The organism is Sphingobacterium puteale (assembly GCF_050986225.1).
GTDB lineage: Bacteria > Bacteroidota > Bacteroidia > Sphingobacteriales > Sphingobacteriaceae > Sphingobacterium > Sphingobacterium puteale.
In genome coordinates, this window is sequence record NZ_CP158959.1 from 2,679,567 (window position 1) to 2,692,972 (window position 13,406).

A 13,406-nucleotide genomic window follows, 5' to 3' on the forward strand; every position below is an offset into this window, starting at 1 on the left:
GAAGTATGAATACGGGGGAGAATGCTGAAGCATTAAGAAAAATCATTGATTTCATAAGGAAGATTAGTTTACTGATTCTGTTCCTTCATTTTTATGTGTATTGCTACCAGGCCTTTGATCAGTGGGGCCTTACACACAAGGTCGTTCGTCAGGTTCTGGAGCGGATTGGCAATACCGGGCTTTTTGCCAGTTTCCATGTCTCAAAGATTGGTGCGCTTTTTTTGGTATTGGTTTCTCTCATAGGATCCAAGGGAAAAAAGGATGAGAAACTAAAGGTAGCTACTGCGCTGCGCTATTTTATATCGGGCCTGTGCATCTATGGAACAAGCTACTTTCTGCTTAGATTGCAAGCCTCTGTTCAGGTGCTGGCTTCCATTTATATGGTCGTTACCGGTATCGGCTTTTTAATGATTCTGCATGGTGGTAGCCTGCTTTCGCGCATTATCCACAACAAGCTCAATACCGATATCTTCAACAAATTACAGGAAACCTTTCCGCAGGAAGAGCGGCTGTTGGAAAATGAATTCTCCATAAATCTGCCGGCCCAATACAATCTTAAGGGAAAGATCCGTAGGTCCTGGATCAATTTCATTAATCCTTTTAGGGCCCTACTTGTGGTTGGCACGCCGGGAGCTGGTAAGAGTTACTTTGTTATCCGGCACGTCATTACCCAGCATATCGCAAAGGGCTTTTCCATGTTCGTTTACGATTTCAAGTTTGACGACTTGTCGATCATTGCCTACAACGCCTATCTCAAGAATAAGCATAGGTATAAGGTCGAGCCAAAGTTTTATGTCATCGATTTCGATAACATCTACCATCGTTGCAATCCGCTTTACCCGGAAAGCATGACCGATATTACAGATGCGACGGAAAGCAGCCGTACAATCATGCTGGGGCTGAACCGGGAGTGGATCAAGAAGGCAGGGGATTTCTTCGTCGAATCGCCTATTAATTTTCTCACCGGTATTATCTGGTATCTGCGCAAATACGAAAACGGAAAATATTGTACACTACCCCACTGCATCGAGTTAATGCAGATGCCCTACGATCAGCTTTTCCCTGTACTCAGGACCGAGCCGGAGATCGAGGTGCTGATCAATCCATTTGTTACTGCCTATATCAATGGTGCTATGGAGCAGCTCGAGGGACAGATTGCCTCTGCTAAGATTACTATGGCGAGGCTTGCGTCACCACAACTTTATTACGTACTAACAGGCAATGACTTTACCCTGGACATTAATAATCCAGAGGATCCCAAAATCGTCTGCGTTGGTAACAATCCACAGAAGACCCAGGTGTATGGTGCCGTGCTTTCTCTTTATGTCGCGAGGATGCTTAAGCTGGTCAATCAGAAGGATAAGCTAAAAAGTTCTATACTATTCGACGAATTTCCTACTATTTATATCGGTGGTGTTTCCGGTATCGAAGGTACAATCGCCACAGCTCGTGGCAATAAAGTGGCAACAACCTTGGCGGTCCAGGATATCTCGCAACTCCGCAAGGATTATGGGAAGGAAAGCGCCGATGTGATTTTTAATATAGTTGGCAACCTGATTTCGGGCCAGGTCCTTGGAGATACAGCCAAGACATTATCCGAGCGGTTTGGTAAGATCATGCAGGAGCGGGAAAGCCTTTCAATTAATGCGAGCGACACCTCGATCAGCAAATCCACCCAGTTAGAATCCGCTATACCGGCATCAACAATTTCGTCACTTTCCTCCGGTGAATTTGTGGGAGCGGTAGCTGATAACCCGGAGCAAAAAATCCAGCTTAAGAATTTCCACTGCGAGATTATTAATGACCATACTGCTATCAAAGCAGAGATGGATAGCTACGTTCCTATCCCCAAGCCGAGGACGGTCACGCCTGCTGAGATAGAGCAGAACTACCTGCAAATAAAAGAAGATATAGTAATGCTTATTGAATCCGAAATGGAGCGAATCTATGAGACGCCGGAGCTCGCACATCTTCTAATAGTAAGAGAATAAAACTGTTAGAACTTTAAATAAATTTCATCAAAATATACACCACCAAAATATATGTGATAAAAATTAGAATGGAAAAGAGTCTATTCTTAGCAATCCATTTAATGGTTTTAATAAGTGCTGTTTCTGTATTTGAAGGGCTTTGTCCTTGGACCATTTCTTCCACAAAGGTTTTGGACAACCAAAATATAAATCCTCCTACAATTAGAATTATACCTATTGAGAATAAGAAAATTCTTAAAAAAAGATAGCTTCCTGCATGTTTTTTCAAAAGGCCACTCTTCTGATTGTCGAAATCTAATTTCACAATTGTATCGCTGAGGTAATTTGAAAGAGAATCAATTTTCCTTTTTAACGAATTCATGATTGCACTTATACTATCACTTTTTTTAGTGTATTCCCCTGAATCTGATAACGCGTTTCGTTCGTAATCCAAATCTGTTTTTTTCTTATCCATTTCTTTTAACTCATCCATTTGATTCTTAAGAACCGAAACCCGATAATCAAGATCAAGAGAAGCAATTTGTAATTCTTGTTCCTTTTTAAGAGGATAAACTACCATAAACAGAATTAAAGCGACGCCTACTGTAATCATATACTTGAAAATATTGTCAGCGCCAGGAAGAAAGTTTTCCATTATCTATTTCTTTTTCTAATATCTTTAATATCTTCTGAAATTGATTTTATCTCAGAATCTCTTCTTTCTTCTGCACTTAACCCATGGCATCTCTTATATATTTTGCCGCTACCACAAGAGCATAACGCATTTTTCGCTGGCTGTTTCAAATCTTTAATATCTATTTTCCTACCAATAAGAATATTATTCTTCACTGTTTTATTTGTTTCGATATTATTTTCCTGGAAACTCTTATTTTGAGCGACTCTCGAGGGGCTACATCCGGTTAAAATAACTGCAAAAATCACTAAAAGCGCTGCTATCATATCCTTAACCGACATGGCAGATCCAGTGGATTCTTCTTTATGCCTAATAAAATCTTGGGCATATGTAGCAGCAGACGGAGAAATTTCATGTATTCCCTGGATTAATTCTTCCTTCGTGCGAAAGTTTGCATGTCTTAGTAATTTGTTAATTAATTCTATCTTTTCTGAAGGTTCATTATACAATCCTCTATAATTGATTTCTTCATCTGTAAAATCATAATTTCCATCAGGTGTTTGAGCTATTTCTTGACATTTTGGACATGGAATATAAGCGTCAACAATTGTCATATCAAAACTATTCTCAATTTTGAATCTAGTGTCTTCGAATACATTACCACAATTGGGACAAATAGCTATAGGTCTCGCCATTTTATAAAATTTTTGTGAAGATACAATTAGTTCTTTTTACGCATAGGAATGTTTCAAACATTAGAATAATACTTCAAATAACTACTTTATTAGCATGAATTTATCCGCCCATTATTTTCATATTTGATCAGATAATACCGTTATTTAAACAATTAATTATGAATAATAAATTCGTCTTTATTACTGCAATAATCGCAAGTATCATCTGCTGTAAGCAAAATCCTGAGACACATGAGAATACGCTTGTAAATACTCGAGAACCCATTAGGTAATTTTATTTGTTTGTATTCATAAGCAATTAGGTTTATAAAATAAAGCTACCAATTGTAATTCTAATTTTTGGGTTAGCTACTATCAAAATATCATGGAATAAGCATAGCAATTTTCAATTTTGTAGAACTCATTTTAGTTAGGGGCCAAATGGCCAAGATGCTTAGATCTGGATGCCTTGGTGTGGCATAGTTTTGGTGGAATATGATTTTTAAACTAATTATGAATAAAATAGAGAAAAGACTCCTTAAAGGAGTAAAATTTCAGTATAAAGCATTGTTGATTTTGATGCTCTTCAGCGCTAACAGTTTTGGACAAAAAAATTTCGGTGACCTCACGTCACCCAAAGAAGGCGCAAACTACTATGTTACCGTCGATGGGAAAGGACCATACCGGCTTAAGATTAATGATATTCCATTTTTGACGGTGGAGAAGCAGGAGGGAAGGATTACATTTTTGGCCAATCATACCATATCAGCCAGCGGTGAGCAAGAAATTTCATGGGAAGTAGGCCCTGGAGGAAAGATCGGAAATGCTTCCGTAAAAGAATCACGATGGAAAAATGGTAAATATAGCCCAGACTTCATTATTTGGGATAGCGGTAAAAATAAGGAAAAAAGTTTCACAGCCACGGTTCCTTATAATCTTGCAGGATGGTCTAAAAGCTCGGATATTTCTTTAAACCCCGAAAATATTAAAGCCGCTAAAAATTGGTTTTCAGACATGATAACGCTGGCCAAGCAACATAAAGGCAATGAGTTTATGGAAAGAATTGCACTTGCAGAGCAGCAGTCCTTTCTGATGAATTATATAGGCGCCGAGGAAGCCAGGAAAAGGCATGCCAATTGGGCTGGCTTTTTTAATACTGGAAAGTTTGAAATAGCTAATGGGAGTGAGGATGAGATAGAGGTAGTGGCCCATGGAAAACTTGCCCATTTAAAAGGTAAAAATAATCATGGAGGAATTAAGATCTTGAGCCCGGATGGCCAGACAACCTACCTCGATATATTCCTTCATTTTCCAGCGGGAAAACAGCAGCCGGAGGCTATCATGATAAATTTCAGACAGGAGACCAGTGATTTTCGCAATCGCGTGAAATAGGCCGAAAAATAGGATAGCTACTAAACCGGTATCACAAGAACTTTATTTCAATTTTCAATTTTGACTGGAAAAATTAAAACCATCAAAAAATGAAAATTCAAATCTTAAGTTTAGTAGTGATTTTGTTTACTGTAGGCTGCAGTAAAGAATCCGCACCACCCCACCAGGAGCAGCCAGCTCCATCTTTAAAAATGGCTACGGTTAAAACCCAAATTGAAAAGCCATTTAATCCCAAAAATCCAGCTGATTCTATTGGGATCATCCATAATCAGGCACTGACATTTATTTATCGAAAGCTTTCCCGAAAAGATGATTTCTCCTCCGATATGAAGCAAAAGTTTGTTGGGGAATTCTTTAAAATCAGGTATGGTGGCGATCCTCTTAAATCGCTTCTACAACGCCATAAGCAAAATCAGCAAATCAAGAACCTGGAGATAAAAGAACTGACAGAAAAGCTCGGATGCTCAAGGGCGTTAGCCAAAAATATCAATGAAATTTTCTTAGCGGCAAAAGAAATGAAATCTCCTGCCGATTATAGTGTCTTCAAAAAGAAGATTCTGATTGTAGAAGACGATATTTTATCGGGGAAAATAAAAATTAGTAGGACAGAGGCCGACCAACTTTTACATTTCACTTCAATATACCGACACTCCATGTTTTTTTGGATGGAAGCAATTTCTAAAAGTCCGGGAAAATCTGACGCTGAATTTTTAAGGAAATTTATCCGCGCAATCCTTGGCGCCGGAGCTGATGCTTATGGTGCCGTTGCAAGTTTAATTACATACGTTAGTTTCCGTTATGTCCTTGAAGATGCTGCCCTAGACAGCGCCATGATGCTCTGGGCGTTTGATTCATAGAGAATCACTTTAGGAGACTAATTCCCAGTAGAATCAGGCATTCCCCCTATTATTTGTTTAGGGGGAATCAATTATTTTTTCAGCATTCTTTCTTCTATAGGGTCCTGTGAATATGAGCTTTTTTCCTCCTATCATTACTAGATGTTTGGTATTGTCATCATCTATAACTTTAGTCAGGTTAACAACAGTAGATTTGTTAATCCTAATAAATTTACTTTCAGGTAGAGTTCTCTCAAGCTCCCAAAGCGGTATGGGAACAGTAATCACCCTATTTTCCAAGTATACTAATGAGTAGTTGTTTTTTGTTTCAATATGAGATATACTGGTAAAACTAATTTTCCTGTCTATTCCATTTTCTCTATACGCTAGATATAGATCGTTATTCAAAAGATAGAAATGATTTTCAACAACAAATAGCTTATTAGCTTTTTTTACGGCACGAGTGAGATCTCCAAACAATATCGGTTTTAATAAATAATCAACAACATTCTCTAAACTGTAAGAATCGAGCGCGTATGAGGCAAATCCAGTAGTAAAAATAATTTTTTTATCAGGTAGCCTTTTAGCTGCTTCAAATCCAGACAAATCACTCATATTAATGTCCAAAAAAACGAGGTAAACTTCATTTTTTTCAACAAAAGATATAGCTTCAGTCGCATTAAGGAAAGTTCCTACAACTTCCAGTTGCGGAATTGGTTTGATCAATCTTTCAAGGTTTTGTATAGAGTTAATTTCATCATCTACAATAATACATTTGATAAGTTCCATAAGTACCTAATTAAAGTGAATAATGAGTTCTGCAGAGTAGTTTTCCTTTGTCTGGATAGTTTTTAGTTTATATGTATTTGGATAATTTGATTCGAGGATCCTTTTTACATATGATAGGCCAATTCCTGTTGATTCATCCTTTATTCGACGCCCAATTATATTATTGACATTTAATTTAACCGCAGTTCTATCGACAGATAGTTCAACCGTAATTTTCTTATCACCATGTTTAAAGGCATTTTCAACTAATGGCAAGAGTACATGAGAATGAATGCGATGGGTTTCATGATTCTCTACATCAGAAACAAGGGATACAATTAACTCAGGAAATCTTTTCGAATACAAATAAACGATTCCTTCAATAGCTCGAATTTCAGTTAGCAGTGGAATTTTTCCATCTGGCCCAAGCTTATTTATTCCAGAGCGTAAAATATCCATAAAACATTCAATTCCATAGGAAACGTTTGGACTTATTTCTGAAGCCTCCCTTCTTAAAACCTCAAGTGTGTTAAATATGAAATGTGGATTTATTTGTGCCCGGAGCGCTGCATTTTCAAGTTCTAACTTTTCACGTTTCGAGCTCTCTGCAATTTGATCTGTAAGTTTCTTCTGAAGCTCTATTTTCGATGTCCTGGACCAATACAACACACCTAATAAAGAGAATTTAAACCATTGAAAAAAAAAGTTTACAAGTTGAGTATCCAAAGGTAAAGTTGATGAAGAAATTCTTCTACCTAATAAAACTGGCGAGACAGAATAGGTATAGATAAATCTAGAAACTTCACTGGCAATTAGGATACAAAGAAAACCGGCAAGAGTTTTAGTATACTTATTTTTAGCGTAAAATTGAGGAAGAATCCAGAGTGTCGTGGAATAAAAGACACCTACAGATATGAGATGAGAAACTGTTGTTTCATAAATGAAATCATTCCAATTTTTTTCGCTATACCCGAGATTAAAAATTAAAATTGATACATAAATAACCCATACAGCAATATGCATTAGCACCACCTTCGTCCTTTCCATTTCTTATGTTTTTTTGATTAACATAAGTAGCGTATTTAAATTTTTTCGCTACATAGAGGGGCCGAAGGTAGTGCTATATTTTATTTTTTGTTATTTTATTTTTATTCGTTGCAGTACTTCATTGTAAGGTAAGGAGGTGCATTGTAGGGAACTGGGCAATTAAAACTTTGGGGCTTGGTAAAAACTGACGCCTCTTCACCAGCATGTAAATTGTGCATTTGTTTAGGAGTTAAATAAACAATTTTTTGAATTTTAAGAGTGAGTTTCGGATTGGATTGGTTGTTCTTTTTCATAAGTATTCAATTAAAATTTAAGATAAAAACCTGGTATTTTTCGTCTTGTCGAAAAATATTGCCTCTTTTCTTCATTTCCCTTATATTATTTGGAAACACCCTTAAGCCACATATATCTTCACATTGAATTTTTTATCTAAGATTCGCTTTTGCATTTTTCCTTTACGTTAATCTTGATAAAAACACATATCGTCTACCAATAATAAAAAAGTGGGTATTTAGGATTTAGGTATAAATCCCCGATGCTCAAAATTTTCTAAGATTTTGTAAAGGTAGCGTATTAATGAAAAATAACATGATTTGAAAATTTAAGAAATCATGACATTACATAGAATAATTCCTTAAATGTTATTTTAAAAAAAATTATTGAAATTGTCATGATTGGTCAAATAATCGATTCAAATCGAGATTCGAACATAACCAGCAGATTTATTTTGGGTCTGTGCATTTTCCACTTTTTACTTCTTTTTTGCACGGCTTTAGGTTTTATATACGCCTCGCGATTGGATCATCCTAGGGACGAAAGACAGCAAAAGTTAATTAATACAAACAGGGGTTTTTACCTGTATCCTTACAGATACTCCCAGATACATTTACCAAATCAATAATCAAAAAAGCGACTCTTTGATGCGTTCAATTTTCATTATTGTATTGCTTTTCTCTATTCCCTTTTTCGTTGTTGAAGCATCTGCTCAGTCTGAAAATGGAATTGATGAAGCATCCTTATATCTTGAAAAAAGAACAGCAGAGTTGAATAAATATATCAATCGTGCAGATCGTATCCAAGGAAAACTTTTACGTCGGCTTCAAAGAAAAGAAGAGCGTATGATGGCCAGACTAGCCGCCAAAGATTCGATTGCCTATAAGCAATACATGCACCGCGCTCCCAGCTTCGATTCGATTGCTGCTTTATCCAAAGACACTACCGACCTGGCCCGTATGACTAAGTGGCGTAATGCAACCATCGATAGCCTGAAAGGCATACAACAGTTTATGCATAACCAAGGAAATAAACTATCAACTTTGGACGGCATAAGCGGACAAGCCTTGCCCGGTGGGGATTACAGCGGCAAGATCGCCGAACTGCAAGGCAAGCTGAATGCCGAACAACAGGTTAAAGATCTGATCCGGCAACGTACGCAAAGTCTTGAACAAATGGCCAGGAGCGCCGGTATTCCCGGTTTAATAGGATTACAAAAAGACATTTACTATGCCCAGGAAAAAATGAATGCCTGGCGCAGCGTGGCCGACGATCCTGATGCCGCCGAAGAAAAAGCGATGGAAAACCTGCAGGGTATTGAAGGTTTTGAAAGCTATATAGGCAATAATAAAATTGGTTTGGGGAGTGGTGTATCAGCTGCCGACTTGCAAAACATGGGTTACCAAACTAAGGGACAGGTGCAGCAAATGCTCAGTGAAAAGTTTGGTAGCCTGCAAGTCGTGCAACAGGCAATGCAAGGACAGATTAAAGATTTCAGCGATCGGCTGGGTAAGGTAACCGATAAAGTAAAAGAAGTCAGCAACCTGGCCCAAGATGCCCGGCAAGGGTTACAGGAAGCCAAGGCAACCAAGGACAAACTAAAGCATATCGAAAAGCCCGCATTCCATAAAAACCCGGAACGCGGAAAGCCTTTCTGGTTGCGGCTCGAAACACAATACAACTTCCAGACTACGCGCGCCACGCCCGACGGCTTACGGCCGGCAATGGTGGAGCTGGGCGTAGGTATTGCCTTTAAACATACGCCCAGCCTGAGTTATGGTATCGGTATAGGGGCCAGCATCGGCCTGGGCCAGGACTGGCAACATATCCGCCTGAGTTATGAAGGCATTACTGCAAGAGTATATACCGATTGGAAACTGCTGTACGGCTTTAGCCTGCAGGCAGGATACGAGCGTGCTTTGCGCCCTGCGGGCCGGGCTTACCTGGAAGAAAACAGTAATGATCCGCAGTCTGCTACATCGTCCGGCAATACCCTGAAACAGGCATTCGGCGGGCAACAGGAGGCTGCTTATCTCGGCATCATGAAGCGCTACCGCATTAGCAGTAAGTGGAGTGGCACCTTTATGGCCGGTTATAATTTTCTGTGGCAGCAAAGCAATTTAAGAACGCCGTTTATGATCCGGCTGGGCTGGGGGAAATAGTTATAATTTGATCATTAGGCTCCGCCAACAATTGGCGGTCTTAAAATATACCTTGCAATCAGATTGATACCATTGCTATTGAAAACTAATTCTAATAAATCAACAACACCATTTAAAGAATGAAGAAGATTCCAATATTGTTTACCTGCCTTATGGGTTGGGGCGCCTCCTTGTATGCGCAACCGATGGAACAACCTTCGGCAAACTATATAAAGGGACTCAACAGCCTGGTCAACGGCTCGCCGGAGACCTCGCAGATGATGAAGTATGTCGACTTTCCAGTCAGCCTGGTAACCGGTACACCGCAGATAGACTTGCCTTTATATACCCTTGCCGGCAAAGGTATTTCGCTTCCCGTAAGCCTGTCTTACCATGCAGGTGGTGGGGTTAAGGTCAGCGATATGGCCTCGAATGCTGGCCTGGGCTGGCTGTTGCAGACCGGTGGTGAGGTGTCCCGCGAGATCCGGGGCATCGCCGATGAGACCGCCAGCATCGGTTTTATCAATAAAGCTAAACCCCTTTCCTATTACATGAGCATCAGGCCGCTTTATGATGATGATCCTAATGCTGCGGCGCACTTTGAGGAATGGTCGGCGGCAGCAAAAGGCCAGATGGACCTGGAACCCGATCTCTTCTATTTCAACTTCGGAGGCTATAGCGGCAAGTTCATGTACGACGAAATAAAAAAGGAGTTTGTCAACCTGAATACTTCCGACCGGAAGCTGGATATCAAATTCCAGGTACCTGGTTCCAGCTCCGGGGGCTTTTCCATTACCACCGATAATGGAACTAGGTACATTTTCAATAACGCCGAAAAATCCAGTAGCCAAACGCTGCCTATGGGTATGCCGGGGTCTTCCTCCTCGTCACCGGAGCAGACCACCTCCTGGAAGCTCACCCGGATCATTAACCCGGATGCTACGGACACCATTGAATTGTTTTACGAATATAACTACGGCAGATACGCCAGCCTGGGTTCCAGCACCACCTACCAGCCGCTTACGGGGAGTAGTGGCCGTAGCCCGGTAATGAACGTTTACACGAATAACTCCATAACCGGCCTTACCCGGCTCAAGTCCATCGTAAGCCGTACTGATTCGCTCAGCATCGTATATGATGGTGTCGTCCGCCGGGATTATGAATTGCAGCGGGCAATTTCACGGGTTATTGTCAGTACCCGGGGCGGCGGGGTTAAAAAGATCCTGCGGCTACATACCGGTTACTTTCAACGCAGCGCTTCCGTGGGACAAAACGCAGGAGGCACGATGTCGCTCGAGTCGCTGCGCCTGGATTCGTTATCCGAATATGGTAGTACGGAAAACAACAGCAATCCGTTACGCCACCGCTTTATCTATAACAGTACCCAAATGCCGGCCCGTATGTCCTTCGCCCAGGATATGTGGGGATATGCTAACAACAATTTATTTGATCAGCACATGGCTCCGGGCATGTATATACAGCAGGGAGGTTCCCCAACTTACCTTTCGGGAGCGAATCGTACACCTGACCCCAATATGATGAAGGCCGGGATATTGGAAAGGATTGACCTGCCGACAGGCGGTAATATCCAGTTCGAATACGAACCCAATACCGTCAGCAATTCCAGCCTGGTTACCGTGGGCAATACCATTACCAGCGGCGCTTTTATTTCTGTATTCAAAGGGGCTAACGAAACGTTTTCTTCGGAATATAGAGACAGTTTTATCGTCAACGAAGCGCCAGATCCGGCCATTAATGGCGACCTGGGCGGCGTTATGGCCAACATTACCCTGGGACGGGTAAAACCCGGCGCCTTTTGGGGCGCTCCCATAGATAACAATTATGTTGCCTACCGGATAGAGCGCGCGCCCATTCCCGCGCCAGATCCTGCACATCCTTTTAACGGCTTTTCTGCACAAGGGCCGGAGTATATCGGCAATGTCCACCTGCCAAATGGCAAATACTACCTGGTTGCTACAAACGTCGGTAGAATGAACGATGCAGCCATTCTTGGCAATGTCCGGAACCTGTACTTTGGTATCAGTTTCAAAATAAAAGACACCACTGCGCCTCCGAGTCAATATACTGCAGGCGGTCTGCGTATAAAGACCATTTCGGCTACCGATAATTATGGTGGCACTCCGAAAGTAAGAAGCTATATTTATGATGATGAAAACGGTTCCTGGGGTCGGCAGATCGGGCCGGACTTCCATAGCTATGTAGAGACCCGTATATCCAACGGCTACCGCTTCTTTGTACGGATGGGCAACAACGCCATGCCGGGCCAGGGTGGCCAGGGCAACAGTGTTTACTACACCAAAGTAGCCGAGGTTTTAAAAGATGGTAATAAAGAATTCCGGACCTTACACAACTTCCTGAAGGTCGAGCCCAATTATGTTAACTTTTACCCCTTCGTACCCGGCACCGATAACGAATATGCACGCGGTAAAGAGATATTGACCGAGTGGACCGCTCCTAATGGCAGCACCCTGGAGACAAAAAGAAGAACGGCGAGCGTATTCGACTACTCGCAGCCCTCGACGTTCACTGACCCGGCCATGAAAATTGATGGTATTAAAACAGTCGTTGACGATTATTCCGAATCCGGCGCCGGCTTCCCGATGTTTACCATCACCCCTTATTCCAATAACCTGTCCTATGTCTATCTGAACTCGGATTCAACTTACGATTACAACACCGATAACGGAATCCCCAACCTGAGCTGGAATAGTTATGAATATGGCAGTTACAATAAACTGCCCCTTACTATAACGACTCAAAACAGCAAAGGGCAGCTCTTTGTACAAAAGAATGCCTATGCTGCAGATGTGGCAGAGCCTGCATTAGCGCCTGATGCGACCCTTGCCGGACAGCTTATAACCGCCAACCGTGTAAGTGATATTTTAGCATCGAAGACTTATGTGGATGACAAATTATTATTCACACAATACACACATGGACATGTCTCGGGAAGCCAATTTTTGACCGATAGTATGCGCAATTCCGAATATGGAAATCCACTCAGAAAAGTTGTAGCTATTCCGAGCTATGATCCACAGGCAAATCCATTGTCCGTTGTAACACCCGGTAACCGATTTCGCCGCTATATCTGGCGCAAGGAGCGCAACCTGGCGCTGGCCACCTGTACCATGCCCCAGAACAGCGCTTTCGTATTTACCTCTTTTGAATACCCCGGTGAATATAGCACTGTCCAGGAAGCCAGCCGCACGGCCTCTTCGGCATTTTCCGGCAGTTATAGCTATAACCTGAACGGGTCTTTAATTTTCCAGGGCTTCAACTCCGCAGGCACGATAGAAGTGTTTGCCTGGTTGAGCCAGGGCAGTTTTACTGCCAATGGTGTTACCGCTGTTTCGACAGGCCGCACAAAAGGAGCCTGGACACTGTACCGTGCAGAAATCCCAAATTACGCCACGGTTACCGTTGGCGGCCTGTGTACGATGGACCAACTGGCTATTGTACCTGCGGGTAGCAGTTTTGCTGCAACTATCTTCGATGACCATAATAGATTATCAGCGAAAGTGAATAACAGTATGCAAACTAACTTTTTCGAATACGATGACTTTGGGAGATTGACCTTTGTCAGAGATGAGAAAGGCAATATTATCATAAATAACAGCTATCAATACCAGGTAAACCAATAAAATTAATCC

General features: G+C 41.4%; 10 protein-coding genes. 5 read left to right on the forward strand and 5 right to left on the reverse strand.

Annotated features, from left to right (window positions below; all coding sequences use genetic code 11):
- Window positions 1-5: 5 nt before the first annotated feature.
- Window positions 6-1,991, forward strand: coding sequence for a conjugal transfer protein MobC (gene mobC / locus ABTV71_RS11205; RefSeq protein WP_433903245.1), 1,986 nt, complete (start codon window positions 6-8; stop codon window positions 1,989-1,991).
- 13 nt (window positions 1,992-2,004) lie between these two features.
- Here the strand turns inward: mobC and ABTV71_RS11210 are convergent, their stop codons facing one another.
- Entirely contained in the window at window positions 2,005-2,625 is a 621-nt protein-coding gene (locus ABTV71_RS11210; protein WP_433903246.1) for a hypothetical protein, read from the reverse strand.
- A complete protein-coding gene (locus ABTV71_RS11215; RefSeq protein ID WP_433903247.1) occupies window positions 2,625-3,299 on the reverse strand; it encodes a YecA family protein in 675 nt (224 codons plus the stop codon). Before ABTV71_RS11215 ends, ABTV71_RS11210 begins: the two co-directional genes overlap by 1 nt.
- 492 nt (window positions 3,300-3,791) lie before the next feature.
- On the opposite strand from ABTV71_RS11215, the gene ABTV71_RS11220 reads away from it, so the two are divergent.
- Window positions 3,792-4,670, forward strand: coding sequence for a hypothetical protein (locus tag ABTV71_RS11220; RefSeq protein ID WP_433903248.1), 879 nt, complete (start codon window positions 3,792-3,794; stop codon window positions 4,668-4,670).
- An 89-nt stretch (window positions 4,671-4,759) separates the two neighbouring features.
- The gene (locus ABTV71_RS11225) at window positions 4,760-5,527 is read left to right on the forward strand and encodes a hypothetical protein (RefSeq protein ID WP_433903249.1); all 768 of its coding nucleotides are present in this window, start codon (window positions 4,760-4,762) and stop codon (window positions 5,525-5,527) included.
- Window positions 5,528-5,584: 57 nt separating this feature from the next.
- On the opposite strand, the gene ABTV71_RS11230 is transcribed toward ABTV71_RS11225, so the two are convergent.
- From ABTV71_RS11230 to ABTV71_RS11240, 3 genes are all read right to left on the reverse strand, one after another.
- Window positions 5,585-6,295, reverse strand: coding sequence for a LytR/AlgR family response regulator transcription factor (locus tag ABTV71_RS11230; RefSeq protein WP_433903250.1), 711 nt, complete (start codon window positions 6,293-6,295; stop codon window positions 5,585-5,587).
- A 6-nt stretch (window positions 6,296-6,301) separates the two neighbouring features.
- On the reverse strand, window positions 6,302-7,321 hold the full coding sequence (locus ABTV71_RS11235; protein ID WP_433903251.1) for a sensor histidine kinase: 1,020 nt from the start codon (window positions 7,319-7,321) through the stop codon (window positions 6,302-6,304).
- A gap of 101 nt (window positions 7,322-7,422) precedes the next feature.
- A complete protein-coding gene (locus tag ABTV71_RS11240; RefSeq protein ID WP_165306539.1) occupies window positions 7,423-7,614 on the reverse strand; it encodes a class I lanthipeptide in 192 nt (63 codons plus the stop codon).
- A 627-nt stretch (window positions 7,615-8,241) separates the two neighbouring features.
- Here ABTV71_RS11240 and ABTV71_RS11245 point away from each other — a divergent pair.
- Both ABTV71_RS11245 and ABTV71_RS11250 read left to right on the forward strand, forming a co-directional pair.
- Window positions 8,242-9,756, forward strand: a complete 1,515-nt coding sequence (locus ABTV71_RS11245) for a hypothetical protein (RefSeq protein ID WP_433903252.1) — start codon at window positions 8,242-8,244, stop codon at window positions 9,754-9,756.
- 119 nt (window positions 9,757-9,875) lie between these two features.
- Window positions 9,876-13,397: a hypothetical protein gene (locus tag ABTV71_RS11250; protein WP_433903253.1), complete on the forward strand. Its 3,522-nt coding sequence runs from the start codon at window positions 9,876-9,878 to the stop codon at window positions 13,395-13,397.
- Window positions 13,398-13,406: the final 9 nt, after the last annotated feature.

Excerpts from the sequence above, each read along its gene's own strand:
- mobC (WP_433903245.1), top strand. The coding sequence starts at position 6 with ATGAATACGGGGGAGAATGCTGAAGCATTAAGAAAAATCATTGATTTC.
- ABTV71_RS11210 (WP_433903246.1), bottom strand. The coding sequence starts at position 2,625 with ATGGAAAACTTTCTTCCTGGCGCTGACAATATTTTCAAGTATATGATT.
- ABTV71_RS11215 (WP_433903247.1), bottom strand. The coding sequence starts at position 3,299 with ATGGCGAGACCTATAGCTATTTGTCCCAATTGTGGTAATGTATTCGAA.
- ABTV71_RS11220 (WP_433903248.1), top strand. The coding sequence starts at position 3,792 with ATGAATAAAATAGAGAAAAGACTCCTTAAAGGAGTAAAATTTCAGTAT.
- ABTV71_RS11225 (WP_433903249.1), top strand. The coding sequence starts at position 4,760 with ATGAAAATTCAAATCTTAAGTTTAGTAGTGATTTTGTTTACTGTAGGC.
- ABTV71_RS11230 (WP_433903250.1), bottom strand. The coding sequence starts at position 6,295 with ATGGAACTTATCAAATGTATTATTGTAGATGATGAAATTAACTCTATA.
- ABTV71_RS11235 (WP_433903251.1), bottom strand. The coding sequence starts at position 7,321 with ATGGAAAGGACGAAGGTGGTGCTAATGCATATTGCTGTATGGGTTATT.
- ABTV71_RS11240 (WP_165306539.1), bottom strand. The coding sequence starts at position 7,614 with ATGAAAAAGAACAACCAATCCAATCCGAAACTCACTCTTAAAATTCAA.
- ABTV71_RS11245 (WP_433903252.1), top strand. The coding sequence starts at position 8,242 with ATGCGTTCAATTTTCATTATTGTATTGCTTTTCTCTATTCCCTTTTTC.
- ABTV71_RS11250 (WP_433903253.1), top strand. The coding sequence starts at position 9,876 with ATGAAGAAGATTCCAATATTGTTTACCTGCCTTATGGGTTGGGGCGCC.